Consider the following 20538-nt stretch of genomic DNA (forward strand, 5'->3'; position numbering starts at 1 on the left):
CCAATCACACCGTGCTAGACATTCAGCAGCAGGTGCTCGCGCTCCCAAGGGCTGATGACCTGAAGGAATTCATTGTATTCGGTCCGTTTGACGATGGAATAGACGCGGGCGAAATCCGCGCCCAGAACGTCGTGAATCTCCTTGGCCTCGTCGAACAGATCCAGCGCCGCGTGCAGGCCGCGGGGGATCGCGTCCTCGGCCTCGTAGGCGTCGCCCCGGAACCGTTTGTCGGGCCAGATTTCATTCATCAGGCCAAGATAGCCGCAGGCCAGCGAGGCCGCGATGCACAGGTAGGGATTGCAATCCATGCCCGCCAGCCGGTTCTCGATCCGGCGCGCCTCGGGCGGGCTGAGCGGGATGCGGATCCCCGTAGTGCGATTGTCGCGCCCCCATTCAAGGTTGATCGGCGCCGCATGATCGCGGACGTAGCGGCGAAAGCTGTTCACATAGGGGGCCAGAACGCAGATCACCTCGGGCAGATGTTCCTGAAGCCCCCCGATGAAGTGGAAGAAGGCATCTGTCTCGCCGCCCTGCGGGCCGGTAAAGATGTTGCGCCCCTTCGCGTCGAGGATCGAATGGTGGACATGCATCGCGCTGCCCGGCTCGCCTTCGATGGGCTTGGCCATGAAGGTGGCAAAGCAATCGTGCTTGAGCGCGGCCTCCCGGATCAGGCGTTTGAAATAGAACACCTCGTCGGCCAGTTTGATCGGATCGCCGTGGCGCAGGTTGATCTCCAGCTGACCGGCGCCGCCTTCCTGCGTGATGCCGTCGATTTCGAAGCCCTGAACTTCGGCATATTCATAGATGTCGTCGATCACGGGGCCGTATTCGTCGACGGCCGTCATCGAATAGGCCTGCCGCGCGGCGGCGGGGCGTCCGGTCCGGCCCAGCATCGGCTCGATGGCCTTGGCCGGGTCGACGTTTCGGGCCACCAGATAGAATTCCATCTCGGGGGCCACGACCGGGGTCCAGCCTTGGGCCTTGTAGAGGTCGACCACCCGGCGCAGCACGTTGCGCGGCGAGGCGCCGATCGGATTGCCTTTCTGGTCGAAGGCGTCGTGGATCACCTGAAGCGTTCCGTCCTCCGCCCAGGGTGCGGGGGTCGCGGTCGACAGGTCGGGCCGCAGGATCATGTCGGGTTCGGTGAACCCCTCGCTTCCGGCGGCCTCGCCCCAATCGCCTGTGATCGTCTGGAAAAAGATCGAATTGGGCAGGTGGAACGATCCCTGTCGTTCCCATTTCAGGGCCGGCACCGCCTTGCCTCGGGCGATACCGGGCAGATCGGCGATTACACATTCCACCTCGTCGAGGCGCTTGGCGTCGAGATAGCTGCGTGCCGCTTCGGGCACCTTGTCGATCCAGCTCATGCCAGCACGCGGGCGCGCAGGAAGCGTTCGATCTGATCTGCAAATCGGGCAGGCCCCGTATCGACTGGCGCCTCTTTCAACGCGGCATCAAGCTGCTCGTCGGGGACAAGTCCGCGGCCCCGTTCCTCGACAAGGCGGCGCAGGAAGGCGGGGGTCATCTCGGGGTGGGGCTGAACCGTCAGGATGTCGTTGCCATAACGCAGGCCCGCATAGGGGCAGAACGATGTGCTGGCGATCACCTCGGCCCCGTCTGGGGGGCTGGTGACCTGATCGCGGTGCCATGCGTTCAGGCGGATCGTCTCGTCGCCGAAATCGTAATCGACAGGCCCGACCGACCATCCGCCGTGATATTGCTCGACCTTGCCGCCAAGCGCCTGCGCCACGATCTGATGGCCAAAACATATCCCCACAAGCGGCCGGCCCGAGGCGCGGATATCGCGGATCAGCTGTTCGAGGGGCGCGATGAAGGGATGATCCTCGTAGGCGCCGTGGCGGGAGCCGGTGATCAGCCAGCCATCGGCGGCCTCGGGGCCGGGCGGAAATTCCATATGCTCGACGTCATAGACGATGAACTCGAAGCCGCGATCGGCCAGAAGCCGTTTGAACAGGTCGCCGTAACTGCCGAACTCGCCCACCATCCCGTCGGGCGAGGTGCCGGTTTGAAGGATGCCGATTTTCATGGATCACCATTTTGAGGGTACGACCGGACGCTATCCAACCGCGTGCCCAAGGGCAAGCGGGCGGCGCGGGGCTTTGCCGTCGAATTGGCTCGAACCCGGCCGGGGCCGCGTCAGCGAAGCACCTGTTGCGGCCGGTATTTCACCTTGCTGCGCCGATCCGCCGGAAGGTGGCGGTTGAGCCTGCGGTTGATCATGCCGAAAAGCCCGATCACCGTCAGCGTCAACAGGATGAAATAGCCCGCGAGAATCGGGTAGGGGACGAAGGGGTTGAACGTCTTGTCCGCGAAATAGGAGGCGTAATAAAGCGCGTCGCCCCGTTGCTGGCTTCCCGGAAAGCTCGAGACGAAGACAAGCGTCGTGGCATGAAACAGGAAGATCGCCTCGTTGGTATAGGCGGGCCACGCAAGTCGTAGCATCGTCGGAAACGTGATCTTGCGGAATTTCTTCCATCCCGAGAACCCATAGGCATCTGCGGCCTCGGTGTCGCCCCGGGGCACCGATTGCAGCGCACCATAGAAGATTTCGCCGGAATAGCCTGCGGTGTTCAGGAACAGGACGATCGCCGCGCCCAGCCATGCGGAGGTGAAGGGATCGAAGAACGCCCATTCGGATTTCAGCGACAGGAACAGGAAGTAGGCAAAGAAGAACTGGATGAAGAGAGGCGATCCCCGGAACACGAAGATGAACCATTCCGCCGGTTTACGCAGGAGCGGGTTGTGCGATGCCTTGCCCAACGCGACCGTGACGGCGAGGAAGAAGCCCGCAATCAGCGCGACCGTGCCGAAATAGATGTTCCACAGCATCCCCGATCCGATCAGGGTGAATTGCTGGCACAGCGTGAAATCGCTGCGCGGCAAGAGCCGTTCGCCATATCCGATGCTGCGGAAGGCATAATCGGCAATCGTCTCGATACAGCTCATGCCGGCCTCGCCCTGCGTTGCGCCTCTCCGGCGGCCGTCGCCTGCCCATGGGTCAGCCGCGCCATGATCCGGTCGAGCACAATCTCCGACACGCGGGTAAAGGCGAGGTAGAAGATCAGGAGCGCCAGAAAATACCACATCCGCCAGTCGCCATGCGGGTAATCGGTGAATTGCGGCGTCTTCGTGCCGCCCAACTCGCGCGCCCAATAGACGATATCCTCGACCCCCAGCAGGAATAGAAGTGGGGTCGCCTTGATCAGAACCATCCACAGGTTCGACAGACCGGGCAGCGCATAGACCCACATCTGCGGCACGAGGATGCGCCGAAAGCTTTGGCGCGGTGTCATGCCATAGGCCTCGGCGGTTTCCAGCTGCGCGCGGGGCACGGCCCGCATTGCGCCGTAGAGCACGTTGGCGGCAAAGGCGCCGAAGACGATGGCAAAGGTCAGAACCGCCAGCGAAAACCCATAGGCCTCGTGCCAGAACTGCGCGGAGTTCGACAAGGGCAGCTTTGCCTCTGCGCAGACCACGAAATCATTGCCCTGACGGATCGGATCGGGCCAGTCGGGGCATTTGACCTGATGCCGGATCCATTCGAAGGCCTGATCGAGCGCAATGACGAAGAACAGGAAAAAGGCGATGTCCGGCACGCCCCGCACGACCGAGATGTAGCCCGTCCCCAACCAGCGCAGGGGCGCGATGCGCGACCGCGCCATCACCGCCCCGCCAAAGCCGAAGATCAGGGCCGCGGGCGCCGTCACCGCCAGCAGGAGGAGAACCGTCCCGACCGCATAGTACAGGTTCAGGTGTTTGCCGGTCGTCAGGTAGCAGGCGAGCCATCGCGCCGTTTCGAGGGTGTCAGGGTCTGTGCAAAAGCTGAACACGGGCGCCGAAGTCTCCTTTTCCAAGCTGTTTCCCAAGGACCGCGTCTTGTCAATCTGTACGGGTCGCCGGGGGCTTGCCTTGCCGTATGAGTGGTTATCCGTCACCACTTTGGGCAAACCACGCGGAGAAAGAAATGGCCAAACGGGTTGTGATCGTCGGATCGGGGATCATCGGTGCGGCGACTGCCTACAGATTGGGCCGTGCGGGCGCCGATGTCGTGATCGTCGATGGCGGCGCACCCGGCGCGACGGCGGCCTCGTTCGGCTGGCTGAACGCGAGCTTTCATCACGGCGAAGATCATTATCGGCTCCGCGTCGAAGGCTTGGCCGCCTATGACCGTCTGCTGGCCGAACTGGAAGTGCCAGTGCGCATGACCGGCTGTCTCAGCACCGAATTCGAGGGGGAGCGGATGCGGGCCGAGGCCGCAAACCTTAGCGCGCTAGGCTATCCAGTCGAAGAGGTCGATCGCGTGACCTTTGGGAAGCTGGAACCGGCGGTGGCGGCACCCGACGCCGCGTTACGCTTCCCGGGCGAAGGCGTCGCGGAGCCCGCCCCGCTGAACCGCGCCTTGCTCAACGCTGCCGCCCTGTATGGCGCGCGGATCGTGTCGGGCGTCCGGGTGGATGGGCTGATCGAGGTCGCGGGCCGGATCATCGGAGTGGAGACCGGGGTGGGGACGATCGCCGCAGATGAGGTGCTCGTGTGCGCCGGAACCGGGACAGAGGCGCTCATCGCCGCTGCCGGGCACCGGGTGCCGATGGTCCCGCGCCCGGCCTATGTGATCGAGACACGGCCCGTGGCCCCCGTCCTGAGCCATGTGCTGGCGACACCCGACGGCGAATTGCGGCAACGGCCCGACGGCGTTCTTGTGATGCCGGCTTCCGTGTCGCATCAGGGGGACAAAGCCGAGAGTCTCGGGCTTTCCCCCGAAGAGGCGGCAGAGGCGACCATCGCGCGGATACGGGCGCTCCTGCCGGGGGTGACACTCGACTGGGCGTCGGTCCGGCTGGCGTATCGGCCCATGCCGGAAGACGGGCTGCCCGCAGTCGGGCGATTGTCCGAAGGGCTGAGCGTTGCCGTCATGCACTCCGGAATGACGCTTGCCGCTGGGATTGGGGAATGCCTCGCCCGCGAAGTGATCGATGGGCCCAGCAACATGACCGAGCAGTTATTGGCGGCGTTCCGGCCCCAACGATTCGTCTGACCCATAGAAAAAGGGGCCGCGACAGGCGGCCCCTCTCAATCCGGCAAAATCGTGCGATCAGAAGGTCTCGCCGATTTCCCACTTCTCGATCAGCGCGTTCAGGGAGCCGTCTTCCTTCATCGAGGCGATCGCGGCGTTGAAGGCATCGCGCAGTTCGTTGTCGCTTTCGCGGATGCCGAGGCCGACACCGCCGCCCAGCATGACCAGATCGCCCACGAACATCAGCTCGGCGTCCGATGCTTCGATCGGTTCAAGGAAGGCGCGGTCGGCCAGAACGGCATCAGCTTCGCCGTTGCGCACGGCGGCGATGGTTTCCTCGGGCGAGGCGAACTCCAGAAGGGCCGCACCGCCCATGGAGGCCACATGCGCCGCCTGGATCGTGCTCGCCTGTGCCGCGATCACGGCGTTCTCGAGATCGACATCGTCCGACAGGGCGAGGAAGGCCGACGGATCGGGCTGGGTGTAATTGTCGGAAAAGTCGATGACCTCGTCACGTTCGTCGGTGATCGACATGCCCGCGATGATCACGTCGTAGTTGCCCGAGACAAGGTTCGGAATGATCGAATCCCAGTCGTTGGTGACCCATTCGCAGGTCAGTTCGGCGCGGGCACACAATTCGTCGCCCAGTTCGCGTTCGAAGCCGTCGACTTCGCCATCGTCATTGAGGAAGTTGAAGGGAGGGTAGGCGCCTTCGGTGCCAAGCCGGACGACGGAATGCGCGTCGGCCATCGCCATCGAGGCCCCAAGGGCAAACACGGTGGAAGCAAGCAGCAGTTTCTTCATGTGAGTGGTCTCCAGTACTCTTTTGTCAGGTATCGGTTCCGTTTCCGGCCCATTTGCGGTGCAGAAGGTCCATGGTCCCGTCCTCCCACATCCGGGCAATGATCGCGTTCAAGTCCTCGCGCAGGTCGTCCCTGTCCTGCGCGACCGCAATCGCGGTGCCAGAACTTGGGACGTTTTGCCGTCCATTTGCAACCAGCATGTCATAGCCTTGCTCGACCATGTCCTGAATGAACAGCCCCGGGCCGAAGTAAAGATCTGTCTCGCCCGAAATCATGGCATTCAACGCCGTGATGCAGTCGGAGTAGGGCCGGACGTCAAAGCCCTGCGCTTCGAGAAAACTGCTGTGGGTCGTCTGCGCCTGGACGGCAATGGTGGCATCCGCCACCTCGATCTCTCCCGAAAGGCCGACAAAGTAGGCGATATTGTCTTGGGGCTGGTGGTAAGGCTCCGTGAAATCCACGATCTCGGCGCGATCGGGGGAGGCAGACAGACCGGCGATGACAAAATCGAAGCGGCCGGATTCGAGGCCGGGCAGAAGTGCATCGAAATCGGTGACGATCCATTCGCACTCCCATTCCGCACGCACGCAAATCTCGTCGCCGATGTCCTTGTCGCGCCCGACAAGCGCGCCGTCCCGGTCCAGGAAGGTGATGGGAGGGAACCGGGCCTCGGTTCCGACAACCAGCTGTTCCGCCGAACACAGCTGCGGAAAAACCACCGCGAAACCAATACTCAATGCGCGCATCAGGATGCCGTTACAGAAAGAAAGCCTTTGAGCCGTTCGGTCTGGGGATCGGTGAACAGGCGCTCGGGCGGGCCCTGCTCCTCGATCCGGCCGTTGTGAAGAAAGATGACGTGTTCGCTTACATCCCGGGCCATGCGCATGTCATGGGTGACGATGATCATTGTCCGGCCTTCGTCGGCCAGCGCGCGGATCACCCGCACAACCTCCTGTTCGAGTTCAGGATCGAGCGCCGAGGTCGGCTCATCGAACAAAAGCGCTGTCGGTTCCATGCACAGCGCCCGCGCGATCGCCGCGCGCTGCTGTTGCCCGCCCGACAGCATCGCGGGATAGACGTCGCATTTGTCGCCGATCCCCACCTTGTCGAGATAATTGCGCGCGCTGTGTTCGACCTCCTCGCGGTCGCGGCCAAGAACGGTAACGGGTGCCTCCATGACGTTTTGCAGGATCGTCATGTGAGACCAGAGGTTGAACTGCTGAAACACCATCGACAGGTTCGTTCTGATCCGCGTGATCTGTGCCCGGTCGGCCGGATGACGTCCGGCCCCAGAACCTTTCCAGCGCACCGCCTCTCCTCGGAACCTGATTTCGCCCTTCTGGCTGTCTTCGAGAAGGTTCGCGCAACGCAGGAGCGTCGATTTCCCCGATCCGGATGATCCGATCAGCGAAATCACGTGCCCCTGAGGTGCCGTGAGACTGACACCCTTGAGCACCTCGAGCGTGCCGTAGGACTTGTGCAGATCATCGATTTCGATGACGGGAAGGTCTTCTGCCACGTTTCACCTGCTGATTTTCGTCAAATAGGACCCAAATCAGCGCCGATTGCAACGACGCAGCGCTCCGGTTGGTGTGGCTCGCCTGGCTTCGATGCGATCATGCTGAATAGGCGGGCAGTTCCGGCAAGTCGAATTCATAGTCGGTGGCAGGCAGCCGAACGAAGCCATGCAGATGCAGGTCCCGGGCATCTTGCCGAGACAGGGCCGCCACAGCGTCCGAGATCGCGGCCGCAAAAGGGGCGGGGTCGGCGCCCCCGGCGGTCACGTAGGTCATCCCCGGCGACGTGCCCGTCTGCCCGATCACCCGCAATCCGCGGGTGGCGCCGCCTTCGGCCACGTCGATCATCCACGACACGATATCGATGCCTGCCAAATCTGCCCGCCCCGATGCCACGGCCGCCAGGCTTGCCCGATGCGAACCGGTCCGGATGGTCGGGCGAAGTGTGATCCCGACGCCTTTGGCCGTGGCGAGGGGCGCGCCCCAACCGGATTGGGACATGGGATCATTGAGCGCGAAGCGATACCTCGCGCAATCGGCGAGGCTTTCGGCAGGATCGTCGTCACGGACCACGAAGACAGACCTATAATGCCCGGCCCGAACGCCCGGAATGCCATGGTCCGCCGTGCCGATCGGGGTCAGCCTGTCCTTGAAGACCGCGCGATAGGGCAGGTTGCAGATCTGGCCCAGAACCAGATCGGACCGGCCCCACCCCGCCATCGGGTCGGTGTCCTGATCAAGCGTTTCTGGCGCGGCAAAGCCATGATCGCGCAGGGCATCGCGGATCAGGGACCAGAACCCCGCATGCTGATCCCGGTTCCACGGCCGGTCATACATCGGAAGAGAGGCGAACACCCGTTAGGCGGGCCGGTTTTCGACCCGTTGCCGGGCAATGGCCGATTCCTGATCGGTCACACCCAGAAGCGGCGCCACGGTCCGCAGGAGAGCGTTTTCATCGTCGTCGCGCTCCCCGTCGGCAAGCACGACCTCCCAAAGCGATTCGATCACGGCGAGCCTGTCGTCATAGCCCACGGCCTCCTTGATCGCGCGGGTGAAGCGCACCGTGTCTGGGGCTTCATGCTCGATGGCCTCGGCGTGGGCGCGCAGCTTTGCCGCCTCGACCTGATTGAGCCCGTAGCGTGCCTGAAGGATACGGTCGATTCGCCGAATCTCTTCGGCGGCGTATTCGCCGTCGGATTTCGCGATCCGCACCAGAAGTGCCGAAAGCGCAAGTCTGGCATCGGTGTCAGGCAACGGTTCTGGGGCGGGGGCCGTCAAGCGGCGCAGGAAATCGGCAATCATTCGTCTGATATAGGCCGCGCCGACGCCGGAGAAAAGTGCTCAGGCCGATGCAATGCCGCAGCGCCCTGCTTGAAAAACGTGCAGTCGGGGTCGCGGTCGGGATCATCGGGCCCATTTGCCTCAATGTTGCCGATAACGATTGGGTAACTCTGAACGGCGAGCATGATCGCAGTTCCGGAGTCGCCGATGAGATTCGCTGCCCTTCTCCTGTCGCTCTTGCTGAACATCGCGGGTCTGTCCGCGATGGCGGAAGAGGTGGCCGACGGGATGATCGGGGCAGGCCTGCGATCTGCCACTCAGGGCGACGGCGCTGTCGGCTTCACCCGGCTGACATTCGACGCGCCCCTGAGCGACAGTTTCGGATTGCGCGGGCGACTGGACCTGAGCGGGACAGAGGCCGGTGTTCCGGCTGATATCGAATTGGGCGCCGGCCTTCGGCTCGGCGGAGGGGATTGGTCCGCATTTGCCGATCTGCGATACGGCACCGATGTCGAGGGTGCCTTTGCCGTGACCGGCATAGACGTTCTGGCCCGATCCGGCCGCCTGACATTGGGGGCGGGTCCCCGGTTGCTTCTTGGCGGCGACGCATATGCCGACACCCGTCATGCAGACGGCCCCGGTGCCATGTCGGCGCACGACGGCGGGTCAGAGCATGGTGGATTGCTGACGGCGGGTCTGCGCCTTTCTGCGAGGTATGATCTTGGGTCGGAATGGGGCCTTGAAGGCGGGGTTCAGGTCGACCGGTTTCTCACCAGATCGACCGACCCCGGCGGGACCGATGGCTCCGCGTCACGGCTGAGCGCCTCGATCATGGCGACCCACCGGTTCCAGCTGGAATTCTGACCGCATCGGACCCGACGCTCAGACCAGGCGCGATGTCTCCACCGCGGCACGGATGAAATCCGCAAAAAGAGGGTGCGGCTCGAAGGGTTTGGATTTCAATTCCGGGTGGAACTGGACCCCGATGAACCACGGATGATCGCTCCACTCCACGATCTCGGGCAGCTTGCCATCTGGCGACATGCCCGAAAAGCACAGCCCCTCCTGCTCAAGCGCATCGCGATACTTGATGTCGACCTCGTAGCGATGCCTGTGCCGTTCCTCGATCGCGGTCGCGCCATAGATCTGGGCCACGCGCGACCCCGCGGTCAGCGCCGCGTCATAGGCGCCAAGCCGCATGGTGCCGCCCTTGTCGTCGCTGGCCCTGCGCTCGACCTTGTGGTTGCCCTGCACCCATTCCTTCAGGTGGTAGACCACCGGTTCGAAGCGTTTCTTTCCGGCCTCGTGGTCGAATTCTTCCGATCCCGCCGTGGTCAGCCCGGCCACGTTGCGCGCGGCCTCGATCACCGCCATCTGCATGCCAAGGCAAATGCCCAGATATGGGATCTCGTGTTCCCGGGCGAATTGGGCTGCCTTGATCTTGCCCTCCGTTCCCCGCTCGCCAAAGCCGCCGGGCACAAGGATCGCGTGATAGGGTTCAAGGTGAGGCGCCGGATCCTCGCGTTCGAAAATCTCGGCATCGATCCATTCCGCCTTGACCCGGACCCGGTTGGCCATCCCGCCATGGGTGAGTGCCTCGGCGATGGATTTGTAGGCATCCTCGAGCTGGGTGTACTTGCCGACGATCGCTACGCGGACCTCGCCATCGGCATTTGTCAGACGGTCCATCACGTCTTCCCAGCGGGCCAGGTTCGGGCGCGGTGCGGGCGAAATGCCGAACGCGTCAAGAACCGCCTGATCGAGCCCCTGCCGGTGATAGGCCAGCGGGGCCTCGTAGATCGATTTCAGGTCATAGGCGGGAACGACATGTTCCTTTCGCACGTTGCAGAACAGCGCGATCTTTTCGCGTTCCTTTTCCGGGATCGGATGTTCAGACCGGCAGACAAGGATGTCGGGGGCGATCCCGATGCTCTGCAATTCTTTGACGGAATGCTGCGTCGGTTTCGTCTTCAGCTCTCCGCTTGCCGACAGATAGGGCAGGAGCGTCAGGTGCATGAACAGGCATTGACCGCGCGGCTTGTCATGGCTGAACTGGCGGATAGCTTCGAAGAAGGGCAGGCCCTCGATATCGCCGACGGTGCCGCCGATCTCGCACAGCATGAAATCGACCTCGTCCTCGCCGATGGCGATGAAATCCTTGATTTCATTGGTTACGTGCGGGATCACCTGGATCGTCTTGCCGAGGTAGTCGCCCCGGCGCTCTTTTTCCAGCACGGTCGAATAGATGCGCCCGGACGACACGCTGTCGGTTGCGCGGGCATGAACGCCGGTAAACCGCTCATAATGGCCGAGGTCCAGATCGGTCTCAGCCCCGTCATCGGTGACGAATACCTCGCCGTGTTCGAAGGGCGACATCGTGCCCGGATCGACGTTGAGATATGGGTCGAGCTTGCGCAGGCGGACAGAGAAGCCCCTTGCCTGCAACAGCGCCCCCAGCGCAGCCGATGCCAGCCCCTTTCCAAGGGATGACACGACACCACCGGTGATGAAAATGAAACGCGCCATGTGTTGCAGGCTCCCCGCGATCGGTTTGAACAAAGTGGTTCTTCGGGCCGCGGTGGCCCGTCATCACGGGGTTTAAGATTAACCGGATTCGGTCCCGCGTGGCAACCACGGGCGCAAGATGATGCGCAACTTATTTTCGGTGGCTCAACCTGTTGTGGTCATGGCCTTATTCGGCTTGAGGAACAAGCGGAGCATTTCCATCCAGAGACGGAGGCAGAAGACTGTCGCCGCTATCTGGCAGGACTGGCGTCGCTGCGGGCGCCGGTGCGTCCGTGATCCGATCGACGACCGAACTGCCGGCCGCGTTCTCGGCCGCGATAATCGTCAGCGTGATCGAGGTCGCGATGAACGCGATCGCCAGACCCCAGGTCACCTTGCCAAGCGCCGAGGCCGCGCCCCGGCTCGACACGAGGCCACCGCCGCCGCCGCCACCCATGCCAAGCCCGCCACCTTCGGACCGCTGCATCAGCACCACGCCGATCAGGGCGAGGGCGAGCATCAGGTGAACAAGCAGGATGACGTTTTCCATGGGCCGGGCCTTCAGGTTGCGAACCGTGTGGTATCTAGAAGCGATGGGCCTTCGCCGCAACCCCCTTTGCCCAGTTATCAGGGGTCGTTGTCATCGACTTCCAGTTGACCCGACAGCCTGCGCCAGAGGATCGACCAGTGCATGCCCACGGCCAGAACGAGGCTCAGCGCGAGGATCACGATCCAGGTGACGAAGCCGGGGTTCGCGAGGCTGATCACGCCGCGATCCCACAGCACCCAGAGGATCGCCGCCACGATCGCGAGGATCAGCAACATCCCGAACGCCCCGATCGAGCGCAGGGTCGCGGTCAGATAGACGATGTAGCCCACCAGCAGAACCAGCCCGGCCAGCACGATCATCGGCAATTGAGTGTCGAGGTTGCCGATCGCCCAGCGGACATAGTTGAATTGCGTGGGGTTATAGGTCGCCGCCAGCAACAAAAGCGCGAACACCCAGCGCAGAATGAACCCCATTTTCGCGATCCCCGAACCAGAACTGGCCTTACGATGACGCCGGCATTCATGGCTGTCCAGACTGCAAAACCCGGTTTCACTGACCGATGACTGCCGATATAGGGGGCGCCGGAGCATATTCCTCGAAGGATTTTCGGCATGGCGAACGTTGTGGTCGTGGGCGCCCAGTGGGGCGACGAGGGCAAGGGCAAACTCGTGGATTGGCTGTCGGAGCGGGCCGACATCATCTGCCGGTTTCAGGGCGGCCATAATGCCGGACACACGCTGGTGATCGACGGCGAGGTGTTCAAGCTGCACGCCTTGCCCTCCGGCGTGGTGCGCGGCGGCAAGCTGTCGGTGATCGGCAACGGCGTCGTGCTGGACCCATGGCACCTGATCGAGGAAATCGAGACCGTGCGCGCGCAGGGCGTCGAGATTTCGCCCGAGACCCTGATGATCGCCGAGAACACGCCCCTGATCCTGCCGTTCCATGGCGAGTTGGACCGCGCCCGCGAAGGCCAGAACAGCGTGGCCAAGATCGGCACGACCGGCCGTGGCATCGGCCCGGCCTACGAAGACAAGGTCGGCCGCCGCGTGATCCGGGTGGCCGATCTCGCCGATGACGCGACGCTCGAGACGCGGGTCGACCGCGCATTGGTTCACCACAACGCGTTGCGCAGCGGACTGGGCCTCGATCCGATCGACCGCGCGGGGCTTATCGCGCGCCTCAAGGACATCGCGCCCCAGATCCTGCCCTATGCCGGCCCCGTCTGGAAGGTCCTGAATGAAAAGCGCAAATCGGGCCGCCGTATCCTGTTCGAAGGGGCGCAGGGCGCGCTTCTCGACATTGATTTCGGGACCTATCCCTATGTCACGTCGTCGAACGTGATCTCGGGGCAGGCGGCAACCGGGACGGGCATCGGGCCGGGTGGCATCGATTACGTGCTGGGCATCGTCAAGGCCTACACCACCCGCGTGGGTGAGGGGCCGTTCCCGACCGAGCTGTTCGACGAAGACGGCCAGCGCCTTGGCGAACGTGGCCACGAATTCGGCACAACCACGGGTCGCAAACGCCGCTGCGGCTGGTTCGACGCCTGCCTCGTGCGCCAGACCTGCGCCACCTCCGGCGTCAACGGCATCGCGCTGACCAAGCTGGACGTTCTCGACGGGTTCGAAACCCTGAAGATCTGCGTGGGCTACGAGCTGGACGGAGAGCGGATGGATTACCTGCCGACCGCCGCCGACAAGCAGGCCCGCTGCACGCCGATCTACGAAGAGATGCCCGGCTGGACGGATTCCACCGAAGGCGCGCGCAGCTGGGCCGACCTGCCGGCCAACGCCATCAAGTATGTCCGCCGGGTCGAGGAATTGATCGATTGCCCTGTCGCGCTACTCTCCACCTCACCGGAGAGAGAGGACACGATCCTCGTGACCGACCCTTTTGCAGACTAGGACATGGCGCTCAGCTACAAGACCCGCAAACGGCTTTCGATCCTGATCCTCGTTCTGGGGTTGCCGGGCTATATCGTCGTGGCCGTCAGCCTGATGAACTGGCTCTATCCCGATCCGATGAACAAACCGTCGATCCTTGTTGAACTGGGGATCTATGTCGGGCTGGGCCTGTTGTGGGCCCTTCCGCTCAAGCGTGTGTTCCTGGGGATCGGCCAGGCCGATCCCGATGCGCAAGACAACACGGCCCCGACGCGCGGTTCAGACGATCGGGATCCATAGTTCCACCCGCCCGGCACCCGTCCTTGGGTCAAAGCTGTTGTCATAACGTTCCAGCTCCGGGGCGGGCCGGAATGTCAGGCCCGCGTCGCGAAGCCCCGTTTCGAAGATCGCGCGCATCGTCTTGTGCATGTCGCCGACCGGGCCATCGTGAACCCACACCGCATACCGCCCGGCGGGGGCCGTCACCCGGACCATGCCCCTCGGAATGGCGCTTCCCGGTGCGACCGGATAGCCGGCAATGTAGCGAAAGCCCGTCTCGCCCTGATCGTAGCTTGCGCCATAGGCGATGTGGGGCTCGGCGCCCTCTATCTCGGCCTCCCGGCCGGCGAGGCTGGCCCACAGGGCGGGAATGCGCGGAATGCTTTCGAAATCGAAGCGGTCGGCAAGCCCCACGATCTCGAGCGTGTCGCGGTTTCGGATCTCCGGTGTGTCGAGGGTGGGCAGGGCGGTCGTGTCGATCATTCGGGGCTCCATGATACGGGTTTGAATGCGGGTGCGGAATTCCGGGGAGCGTGCATCGCGCGGGCTGCACCCGAAATGGGACTGGAACGCCCTGCTGAATGCCTCGTGCGAGCCGTAGCCGGAGGCCAGGGCCAGGTCGAGGATGTCCGGCGCCCCGCCAGCCAGGGCGCGGGCCGCTTCGCTCAGCCGTCTTGCCCGGACGAAGGCAATCGGCGGAAGCCCGACCGCCTCGCGGAAGGCCCGGACCAGATGCGGCCCGCTAACCCCCACCTCGGACGAAAGCCGGGCAAGATCGAGCGGCTCAGACAGGCTGGTCTCGATGCGCCAGAGCGTCGTGGCGAGGAAGGAGGGTGGGCGGTATGTCATGCAGAACACGTCGCACGATTCGCGGCGCCGCGCTTGACACGGATTGATGCGCGGGCGGCCATAGCCGGGAAATGAAACAGGCGCGGTGGGCAATTCCACCGCGCCAAACTCGTTACCACCACCCCCTCGGGGGTCCCTAACCAGCCCGACGTTCGGGATGGAAACGTGTTTCTTCCGACACCTGGAAACGTCCGTTGCGGACTTTCATGATCCGGCCCTCCCGCAACAGCGTTCCGAAGGAGCGCAGCCCTTCTTCGCGGCTGAAATCGCGGTCGGCGAGTCCGCGGACCTTGCTCATCAGTTGCGGGCGGGAGAAATCCGCGGAGCCTTCGACATAGGCGGTATAGGCGGCCGCGGCTTCAAGAAGTTCGGCCAGACCCTGAGCGCCCATGTCGCGGGCAAAGACTTCGAACGAGCCGGCATCGCGCGCGGCTTCGGCCTCGCTTGCCTCGTCAAGGCGGACCCTGCGCGGACGCACCGGTGCGGCAGGCCGTTTCGCGGTGACGTCCTGATCGGGGTCGATATCGACCCGTTGAGACGCCACGAGCTTGAGAGGAGCCGTCTGCGGCCGTTCGGTGCGCGTCGTCGGCCGGTCAGAGACCCGGGCCGGGCGGCGGGGCCGGACGGCCTGACGCAGATCCTTGCGGAATTCGTCCGCCGTTTCCTCCGACATCGCATCCTGCTCGCCCATCTGGCGCGCGGCCTCCTTTGCGGCGACAGCGGCCTTGAGTTGGGTGATCGATTCCCGGCGCCGGTTGGTATCGGGATCGTTCAGCTGATCATCCGTATGTTCCATCAGTCGTGACAGAACCGCTTTGTCGTCGTCGGGATTGCTTTCGAAGGCCCGCTGACGGCGCAGGGCACGGGGATCGGAGGCAAGGTCGTCCTCATCCTCGCCCTCATCCGACAGGATGGCACGATCGTGCTCGTCCTCGTCGTCGTCATCGCCGCCAAAGAGGTTGAGGCGGTCGTCTTCGTCATCCTCGTCGGCCATGTCCCATGCGGTCATCATGTCGCGGGACACATCGAGTTCCGGCGCAACAGTTGCAACGTCCTCGTCGTCGGTGTGGAGAGGCCCGGCCGCTGCGGCCGCAACGGCGTCCTCGGCAGCCTCCGCCTCGTCGGCGACCGCTGCGTCGTCGATGCTTTCCGGTTCGTGCGTCGCAACCGCGTCGTCTGTGTCCGACATCTCGACGGGGGCCGGGGTCAGCAGTTCGGTTCCCGTTTCGATATCCTCGCTCCGCTCCAGTTCGGCCAGTTCGGCCAGAAGCTCTGCCTCTTTCTCGTCGCTTAGAAGGGCGGCCTCTGTCTCGAGACCTGTCTCGAATTCGGTCACGGCCTCGGGCGTGGTTCCGTCCAGCGCGGCAAGATCGGCGATATCCTCATCGGTCAGGTCGTCGTAATCGTCCTCGGACAAGAGGTCATCGTCATCGGCCATCTCGTCTGCGATGGCATCCACCATCTCGGGTGTCGCGGCGATGTTTTCCGCCTCGGGAGCCTCGACGTCCAGCGACGGCTCGTCCTGCGGAGATGTCTCGGCCACGGGCTCGATGTCGCCCTGGCCGAGCGTCTTGCGGAAATCGGCCAGGCTCATCTTGATCACGCGGGTGCGCAAGGGCCGCGCGGCTTTCTGTTGTTCGGTTTCGGCACTGTCCTCTGCCACGGGCGCCTCGGCGGTCGCCTCTCCAGGCTCGACCGGCAGATCGGCGGTTTCGTCCCCGGCCTCGGACATTTCGGGCGCGACGGGCTGATCGTCTTCGATTGGCGTCGACGGCGAAGCTCCGACAGCATCGTGCGCGTGTTCGTTCTCGGTTTCCTCGTCCTGCCGGTTGGATTTGCCCACGACCGCGCGAATGCGCTCCAGCTTGGCGGCGACGCTTTCGGGGTCGGGATGCGCCGGCGGCGTCGAGATGGCGGGGGGCAGATCAACCGGATCCCCGGACAGAGCGTCGTCTTCGGGGATATCCTGGTGCGGGGGCATCACCCGGGTGGGTGTCACGCGATGCGGCGTCGGCCGTGCGGCCAAGCTCTCGGCAAGTTTCGATGCCGCCGCCTCATAGTCCCACGGGTCGGTCTCGTCCGTGTCGTCGGCCTCGCCCGTTTCGGGGGCGGCGTCGTGATCGGACGAAAGCTCTTCGGCTTCCGGCTGATCCTCGGCCGCCTCGGGCGTATGATCGGCAGGCTCTTCCGCCTCCTCCTCAGTCAGGACCTCGGCGACCTCGGCCTCCTCGTCAGAGGAGATCGCGTTGATGTCTTCGGCAGCAGTCTCGACCGGCGGCTCGTCGACCTCGGCCGGCTCGACCATATCGTGCCGTGCCGCGGCGGCCATGGCAGAGGGCTGATCAGCTGTGTCTGTTTCCGCATCGGGCTGTGACACCATCGCGGGCGCCGAAGTATCGGGTTCGTTGGCCGCGGTTTTGTTTTCAGGTGCGGACAGCGCCTGTCCGGCTTTCAGGACGATGCCCGTCCCTTCAGTGCGGGCCTCGACCCGGCGCGCGATTTCGCGTTCGGCGATCCGGGCAAGCATCTCGGCATCCGGCGTCGGCGGTTCGGCTCCGAAGTATCGGTCATCGGAGGCCAGATCGCGAAAATATTCCGCGATCGCTTTCATTGTCGAGAAGGAGTCGTCAAACCCTTCGAGGGTACATGAGAATGTCCCGTAGGAGACCGTAAGAATTTTGCTCGAACCGACCATCTCTAACTCTCTTTCTTCCAGTCACAGCAGCAATGTGTTTACCATCGATTGGTTCTCAAACAGGAACAGGAACAGGTTTTTGGCGGTATCATTTAGTGGCTCTTTTGCGGCATGTGGCGTGTACCGGAACAATCCGCGTTGAGTGGGCCCATTGTTTCATCTTCTCGACCTATCACCCTTCTTGGTGGAGCGAAGATTAGTGAGCCCCTTCTTAACACGACCCTAAGTCTTGCCCCAACTCTTGTCGCGGTGGACGGGGGCGCAAACGGGCTTGTCGGCTCGTCGCGCCGCCCGTCAGCGGTGATCGGCGACCTCGACAGCCTGTCCGATGCGGCCCGGACCGAATTCGCGGATCTTGTTTATGAGTTCAGCGAACAGGAAACGACTGACTTCGACAAGGCCCTGCGACATGTCGAGGCCCCGCTCGTGATCGCGCTGGGCGTCTCGGGCGGGCGACTTGATCACGAATTGGCCGGACTCAACGTTCTGGTCCGTCATGCGGACCGGCGCTGCATTGCCTTGGGGCCCGAAACCCTGACATTCGTATGCCCGCCTTTCCTGCGACTGGAATTGGAGCCCGGGTGCCTCGTGTCGCTGTTCCCGATGAGAGAGCTTGGCGTCGAGACCGAGGGGTTGCAGTGGCCCACTCGCGGCCTACGCCTGTCGGCCATGGGGCGGGTCGGAACGTCGAATGCCGCCACCGGACCTGTCACACTGGCGCCGGATGCCCCCGGGCTTCTGGTGATTCTCCCGACCGCCGCCCTGTCGGCTGTCAGTCGGGCGTTGCTGGCAGACGGGTCTGGCAGTTGGCCGCCCGCCGCCTAGACTGGCACGGGTGTCAAATCCCGTAGTGTCTTGCTTCCCAGCGAAACATCGCGCGCACACGGTCCATCGCCGCCTCGCCCAATGGTGGCGGGGGCGACCCGCTCGTGCCGTTCAGCGCGGGCAACGAAATCGGCGTATTCAGGCGGTCCGACAGCCAGTCTTCCAGCAATGCCGGGGCCTCGACCTCGAAAACTCGGGCGGTCAGGCTCCGCAGCGCGGGCACCGTGATATGCGGATGAAACGGCCGCTTCTGGCCCGCCCGATCAATGGCCATGTCGCCCAAGGTCGGGTCGAGAAACGGATCAAGCGCGCGGCGCAGGCTGGTCGAGCCGCAGCGGGGTTTCGACGGCGCAGCAAAGCCGCAGGATAGAAGGAGCCTCATGTTCGAGCAACCCAAAAAGACCGCATATTCAGCAATTTGGCACGTTCACGGCAAGGCCGCCAAGGGCGGTTTCCTTGTATTTCTCGCTCATGTCGGCGCCGGTCTGGCGCATCGTCTCGATCGCGACGTCGAGGCTGACAAGGTGCTGGCCATCGCCGCGCAGGGCCAGCGATGCGGCTGAGACGGCCTTGATCGCGCCCAGACCGTTGCGCTCGATACAGGGGACCTGAACGAGGCCCTTCACCGGGTCGCATGTCATGCCAAGGTGATGTTCGAGGGCGATTTCGGCCGCATTCTCGATCTGTTCGGGTGTGCCGCCCAGAACGGCGCACAGGCCCGCGGCCGCCATCGCCGCAGCGCTGCCGACCTCGGCCTGGCACCCGGCCTCCGCCCCCGAAATCGAGGCGTTGAACTTGACCAGCCCGCCGATCGCCGCCGCTGTCAGCAGGAAATCGGGGATGCGCGCGGTGCTCGCCCCCGGCACATGATCGAGCCAGTAGCGGATCGTTGCGGGCACCACGCCCGCCGCGCCGTTCGTGGGCGCCGTCACGACCTGACCGCCCGCAGCATTCTCCTCGTTGACGGCCATCGCATAGGTCGACATCCAGTCGTTGATCGTGTGCGGTGGGGTCAGGTTCAGCCCCCGTTCGGCCAAGAGCTTCTCGTGGATGCCTTTCGCGCGGCGCCGGACGTTCAGTCCGCCGGGCAGGATGCCGTCAGAGGCTAATCCACGGTCGATGCAATCGGTCATCACCTGCCAGATCCGTGCGAGCCCCTTGTCCAGATCCCGCCTCGGATGCCGGGCGCGTTCGTTGCGCCGCTTCATCTGTGCGATGGTCAGGCCGCTGTCGCGCGCCATGCGCAACATCTCGTCGGCGCTATGAAACGGGAAGGGCACGGGCGGGCCGTCATCGGTGTCGCGGCCCTGCGCCAGTTCGGCCTCGGTCAGGACAAAGCCGCCGCCGATGGAATAATATGTCACCTCGGTGATCACGTCGCCCTGTGCGTCGGTCCCGCGCAGGATCAGGCCGTTGGCGTGGCCGGGCAGGGGCGGGCCGTAATCGAAGACGAGGTGCTCTTGCGGCACGAACTGCAGGGTGCCCAACCCGTCAGGCGAGACCGTGCCTTCGGCGTGGATGCGGGCCAGTTCGGCCTCGGCGCGTTCGGCGTCATAGGTTTCCGCCACGAACCCGGCCAGCCCGAGGATCACGGCCCGGTCGGTCGCATGGCCCACGCCGGTAAAGGCGAGGCTGCCGTGCAGCGATGCCCTGAGGCCCGCGACGCCGAAGGGCAGGGCGCGCAGATGATCGAGGAACCGTGCCGCGGCCACCATCGGGCCGATGGTGTGCGACGAGGACGGGCCGACCCCGATCTTGAACATGTCGAACACGGAGAGGAACATCAGGTGGCACTTCCTTCGGGTGGTTGTGGCAGGCGAGGAGCCGCGAACGGCAACGGGCCCAGCCCTTCGGCGTTGCAGGCGGCGGCTGGACGCTCTTCGACGTGGCGCCCCCGCGCCGCCAGACGGGGCCAACGGTCAAGGTGGAACCAGCGACGGCTGCCCGCGGGGTAAAGAACCGACCAGCGCAACATCGGGCAAAGACAGCAATCGAGCAAGGGTGCCCCCGGCAGTCGCGCTTCGGCGATGTCGAAAAGGGCCGTCGCGCGCGCGGCGCCCGCCTCGCTCAGACCGTCGGTCGGCGGCCGGCTGTCGGGATAGAAGATCATGCGCAGCGCAGGGTCCAGCGCATTCGACATCCAGACGAGCCGTCCCTTGCCCGGCCCGTCAAGCTTGAGACCCGCCTCCGGATACCGACCCGCCAGCCAAAGCAGGATTGCCGCCGCCTCGGACGGCGCATCGGCCAGTGCGAGCGCACGGCGCACACAGAGTGAGGCGTTGTCCGGGGCATAGTGCAGGCGCAGGGTCATGCCCG

The 20538-nt window shown here is 64.1% G+C and carries 22 protein-coding genes; 5 read left to right on the top strand and 17 right to left on the bottom strand.

Features of this window, described 5'->3' with window-relative positions; genetic code table 11:
• Positions 1–14: 14 nt before the first annotated feature.
• The 4 genes from EP376_RS01180 to EP376_RS01195 form a co-directional block, all read right to left on the bottom strand.
• A complete protein-coding gene (locus EP376_RS01180) occupies positions 15–1367 on the bottom strand; it encodes a glutamine synthetase family protein (protein ID WP_127653708.1) in 1353 nt (450 codons plus the stop codon).
• A complete protein-coding gene (locus tag EP376_RS01185) occupies positions 1364–2047 on the bottom strand; it encodes a type 1 glutamine amidotransferase (RefSeq protein ID WP_127653709.1) in 684 nt (227 codons plus the stop codon). Before EP376_RS01185 ends, EP376_RS01180 begins: the two co-directional genes overlap by 4 nt.
• A 110-nt stretch (positions 2048–2157) precedes the next feature.
• Positions 2158–2967 (bottom strand): ABC transporter permease, encoded by an 810-nt coding sequence (locus EP376_RS01190; RefSeq protein ID WP_127653710.1) that lies wholly within the window; start codon positions 2965–2967, stop codon positions 2158–2160.
• Entirely contained in the window at positions 2964–3851 is an 888-nt protein-coding gene (locus EP376_RS01195; RefSeq protein WP_127653711.1) for an ABC transporter permease, read from the bottom strand. The genes EP376_RS01190 and EP376_RS01195 overlap by 4 nt, the downstream gene beginning before the upstream one ends.
• A 134-nt stretch (positions 3852–3985) precedes the next feature.
• Between EP376_RS01195 and EP376_RS01200 the strand changes: the two genes are divergently transcribed.
• Complete coding sequence (locus tag EP376_RS01200) at positions 3986–5056, top strand: NAD(P)/FAD-dependent oxidoreductase (protein WP_164744833.1); 1071 nt, start codon at positions 3986–3988, stop codon at positions 5054–5056.
• Positions 5057–5113: 57 nt separating this feature from the next.
• On the opposite strand, the gene EP376_RS01205 is transcribed toward EP376_RS01200, so the two are convergent.
• The 5 genes from EP376_RS01205 to EP376_RS01225 all read right to left on the bottom strand — a co-directional run bounded on the left by EP376_RS01205 (position 5114) and on the right by EP376_RS01225 (position 8657).
• Positions 5114–5839: a transporter substrate-binding domain-containing protein gene (locus EP376_RS01205; RefSeq protein ID WP_127653713.1), complete on the bottom strand. Its 726-nt coding sequence runs from the start codon at positions 5837–5839 to the stop codon at positions 5114–5116.
• A 25-nt stretch (positions 5840–5864) separates the two neighbouring features.
• Positions 5865–6584: an ABC transporter substrate-binding protein gene (locus EP376_RS01210; protein WP_127653714.1), complete on the bottom strand. Its 720-nt coding sequence runs from the start codon at positions 6582–6584 to the stop codon at positions 5865–5867.
• On the bottom strand, positions 6584–7357 hold the full coding sequence (locus tag EP376_RS01215; RefSeq protein WP_127653715.1) for an ABC transporter ATP-binding protein: 774 nt from the start codon (positions 7355–7357) through the stop codon (positions 6584–6586). The genes EP376_RS01210 and EP376_RS01215 overlap by 1 nt, the downstream gene beginning before the upstream one ends.
• 97 nt (positions 7358–7454) lie before the next feature.
• Positions 7455–8210 carry a phosphate/phosphite/phosphonate ABC transporter substrate-binding protein gene (locus EP376_RS01220; protein ID WP_127653716.1) on the bottom strand — a complete coding sequence of 252 codons (756 nt, stop codon included), beginning with the start codon at positions 8208–8210 and terminating at the stop codon, positions 7455–7457.
• 3 nt (positions 8211–8213) lie between these two features.
• Complete coding sequence (locus EP376_RS01225; RefSeq protein ID WP_127653717.1) at positions 8214–8657, bottom strand: tellurite resistance TerB family protein; 444 nt, start codon at positions 8655–8657, stop codon at positions 8214–8216.
• Positions 8658–8843: 186 nt separating this feature from the next.
• On the opposite strand from EP376_RS01225, the gene EP376_RS01230 reads away from it, so the two are divergent.
• Positions 8844–9500: a hypothetical protein gene (locus tag EP376_RS01230; protein WP_127653718.1), complete on the top strand. Its 657-nt coding sequence runs from the start codon at positions 8844–8846 to the stop codon at positions 9498–9500.
• 18 nt (positions 9501–9518) lie between these two features.
• Here EP376_RS01230 and EP376_RS01235 read toward each other — a convergent pair whose 3' ends face one another.
• The 3 genes from EP376_RS01235 to EP376_RS01245 all read right to left on the bottom strand — a co-directional run bounded on the left by EP376_RS01235 (position 9519) and on the right by EP376_RS01245 (position 12164).
• Positions 9519–11162 (bottom strand): CTP synthase, encoded by a 1644-nt coding sequence (locus EP376_RS01235; protein WP_127653719.1) that lies wholly within the window; start codon positions 11160–11162, stop codon positions 9519–9521.
• Between the two features lie 166 nt (positions 11163–11328).
• The gene (secG, locus tag EP376_RS01240; RefSeq protein ID WP_127653720.1) at positions 11329–11691 is read right to left on the bottom strand and encodes a preprotein translocase subunit SecG; all 363 of its coding nucleotides are present in this window, start codon (positions 11689–11691) and stop codon (positions 11329–11331) included.
• A gap of 77 nt (positions 11692–11768) precedes the next feature.
• Positions 11769–12164, bottom strand: a complete 396-nt coding sequence (locus tag EP376_RS01245; protein ID WP_127653721.1) for a DUF6524 family protein — start codon at positions 12162–12164, stop codon at positions 11769–11771.
• A gap of 138 nt (positions 12165–12302) precedes the next feature.
• On the opposite strand from EP376_RS01245, the gene EP376_RS01250 reads away from it, so the two are divergent.
• Both EP376_RS01250 and EP376_RS01255 read left to right on the top strand, forming a co-directional pair.
• On the top strand, positions 12303–13595 hold the full coding sequence (locus EP376_RS01250; RefSeq protein ID WP_127653722.1) for an adenylosuccinate synthase: 1293 nt from the start codon (positions 12303–12305) through the stop codon (positions 13593–13595).
• Positions 13596–13598: 3 nt separating this feature from the next.
• Positions 13599–13874: a DUF2842 domain-containing protein gene (locus EP376_RS01255; RefSeq protein ID WP_127653723.1), complete on the top strand. Its 276-nt coding sequence runs from the start codon at positions 13599–13601 to the stop codon at positions 13872–13874.
• On the opposite strand, the gene EP376_RS01260 is transcribed toward EP376_RS01255, so the two are convergent.
• Positions 13854–14702, bottom strand: a complete 849-nt coding sequence (locus tag EP376_RS01260; RefSeq protein ID WP_127653724.1) for an AraC family transcriptional regulator — start codon at positions 14700–14702, stop codon at positions 13854–13856. The two genes, EP376_RS01255 and EP376_RS01260, sit on opposite strands and share 21 nt — an antisense overlap.
• A gap of 136 nt (positions 14703–14838) precedes the next feature.
• Positions 14839–17397, bottom strand: a complete 2559-nt coding sequence (locus EP376_RS01265) for a hypothetical protein (protein WP_420837114.1) — start codon at positions 17395–17397, stop codon at positions 14839–14841.
• Between the two features lie 111 nt (positions 17398–17508).
• Here EP376_RS01265 and EP376_RS01270 point away from each other — a divergent pair, with 111 nt between their 5' ends.
• A complete protein-coding gene (locus EP376_RS01270) occupies positions 17509–18222 on the top strand; it encodes a thiamine diphosphokinase (protein WP_127653726.1) in 714 nt (237 codons plus the stop codon).
• A 13-nt stretch (positions 18223–18235) separates the two neighbouring features.
• Here the strand turns inward: EP376_RS01270 and EP376_RS01275 are convergent, their stop codons facing one another.
• The 3 genes from EP376_RS01275 to EP376_RS01285 are packed head-to-tail and all read right to left on the bottom strand — an operon-like array spanning position 18236 to position 20533.
• Entirely contained in the window at positions 18236–18604 is a 369-nt protein-coding gene (locus EP376_RS01275) for a hypothetical protein (RefSeq protein ID WP_127653727.1), read from the bottom strand.
• Between the two features lie 28 nt (positions 18605–18632).
• Positions 18633–20006 (bottom strand): L-serine ammonia-lyase, encoded by a 1374-nt coding sequence (locus tag EP376_RS01280; RefSeq protein WP_127653728.1) that lies wholly within the window; start codon positions 20004–20006, stop codon positions 18633–18635.
• On the bottom strand, positions 20006–20533 hold the full coding sequence (locus EP376_RS01285) for a glutathione S-transferase family protein (RefSeq protein ID WP_127653729.1): 528 nt from the start codon (positions 20531–20533) through the stop codon (positions 20006–20008). Before EP376_RS01285 ends, EP376_RS01280 begins: the two co-directional genes overlap by 1 nt.
• Positions 20534–20538 lie beyond the last annotated feature (5 nt).

It is taken from the genome of Alexandriicola marinus (assembly GCF_004000435.1).
In the GTDB taxonomy this organism is placed as follows: domain Bacteria; phylum Pseudomonadota; class Alphaproteobacteria; order Rhodobacterales; family Rhodobacteraceae; genus Alexandriicola; species Alexandriicola marinus.